Source organism: Bacillus sp. SD075, from assembly GCF_017355165.1.
GTDB lineage: Bacteria > Bacillota > Bacilli > Bacillales > DSM-1321 > Peribacillus.
Genome location: NZ_JADILK010000102.1, coordinates 1 through 1,821 on the forward strand (window position 1 = coordinate 1; position 1,821 = coordinate 1,821).

The window sequence follows — 1,821 nt, forward strand, 5'->3', positions numbered from 1 at the left end:
CTCCCTCAATAAACTAAACACAATCTCACGATTGCTCTAGAATTCTTAGGATTTCATAGTCACATCATTAACCGTTATCTATGTAAGCTCGGCATTACTCCTCAAGGATAGGGAATTATCGAAAAAAGTGTATGCTAAACTAGCCAATTATAGGAAAAAATTGGTTTAAGCAATGTTATGATCGCACTTTAGGATATCCACATGTCTCATGGAGGTCAACCCTCCCATGTCTCACAGAGTCGATGCTCCTACATTCCTTCGTTCAACCTTTCCATGAGGTGGATGTCGGTCATGCTGCCCCACAGGATCTAAGTCCTCACGTTAGTTGCTTTGCCGACTAATCCGTGCTTCACTTTTAAATGAGTGTTAATTAAATGACCGTGTAACCTTAAAATTCAATGAACTATGCGACTGTTTGATGTACTGCAAATGTTGCCATATGAGGGATATCCTTTAACATCTTGTCTTCTTGAAACGTAAATTGTTTTTTACCGATTGAAAACAGAATTCGAATAAGCTTGTTACACAAGGCTATCAGAGATTGCATTTTCTTTAAGGGATTGTGAGAACGTGTTGTGTAATATATATGAAGAGCTTTAAAAGCCTTGTTCTTTGCCACCAGTATCATGGCTGCCCGGAATAAGAGAGCCCTCAATTTCTTTCGTCCCCGTTTGGTAATCTTGGTCTGACCTTTGTGCTTTCCGGATGTGTTTTCTTTTAAACTTAAACCTGCTAATTTTACGATTTGGCGAGGATGTTGATAGTCTCTGAGGTCGCCGACCTCTGCGAAAAACCCTGCTACTGTATCTCGACCGATTCCTGACACCTCTAACATCTGTGTGACACCTGGGATATGGTCTAATAACTGATCTAATTGATGATCTAATTCTTCGAATTTCATTTGAATAAAATCATACTTCTCTAGTAAAGCTCTCAACTCTAATTTCGCCATAGCTGCCCCTTGACGAATACCAATCGAACGATTGGCTGCTTCTTTAAGTGCTCGTATCTTCTTTAAGCCTATACTGCGTTTTACCACTTGTCTTAAGGAAAGTAAGAGCTCCTCATCCGTATACTTTACAAGTTCATGTGGCAAGGCTTCTAGCTTTAGAAAATGAATAGCTGCCTTGCCTTCCCAACTTTTGAACACTGTCAAAAATTCGGGAAAGTAACGATCAAGCCAGTTATGAACTTGTCCCTGAACGACCTGTAAGTCAACGTTGAGAAGATCGCGAAGTTTTTTGGCCACTCGGAGTTCTGCATAAATTCCTTGTGGAATTGTTGGTTCGGCGTATCTTCCGTCTTTGACTAATTGTGCGATGACTTTTGCATCTTTCACGTCATTCTTTGTAGGTGAATTATCGTCTAATTCTTTACTTCGTTTAACATGTAGTGGATTGACAGATACGAATTTAATATTATTCTCTTTTAGAAGATGAGCTAGATTTAACCAGTAGTGACCGGTTGGCTCCATGCCTACAATCACTTGATTTAACTTACACTCTTTAACAAGTTGGTTAATCCAATCTAGAAACAAATGAAATCCTGCTTTCGTATTTTCAAAGAAACACGTTTTACCTAGTTCCAATCCTCTAAAATCTTGTGCTCTCGCGACATGATTGTGCTTGGCGATGTCTACTCCGACAATTAAGGTTTCAGAAGTAATTTGAGAGATTTTATGATTTTGGTTATAATTCATTGTGAGACCTCCAAATAGATGTTTTGTCCTTTTTTAGCTGGGCAGCTTAGGACACATTCATCTTATCAAGAGGTCTTTTTTCGTTCAAACCTCATTTTCAGTTATTACAGGAATGCTGCCCC

1 protein-coding gene is annotated in these 1,821 nt (G+C 39.1%); it reads right to left on the minus strand.

The features are described from left to right. Positions 1–403: 403 nt before the first annotated feature. On the minus strand, positions 404–1,699 hold the full coding sequence (locus IOC57_RS25415; protein WP_207441356.1) for an IS110 family RNA-guided transposase: 1,296 nt from the start codon (positions 1,697–1,699) through the stop codon (positions 404–406). Positions 1,700–1,821 lie beyond the last annotated feature (122 nt).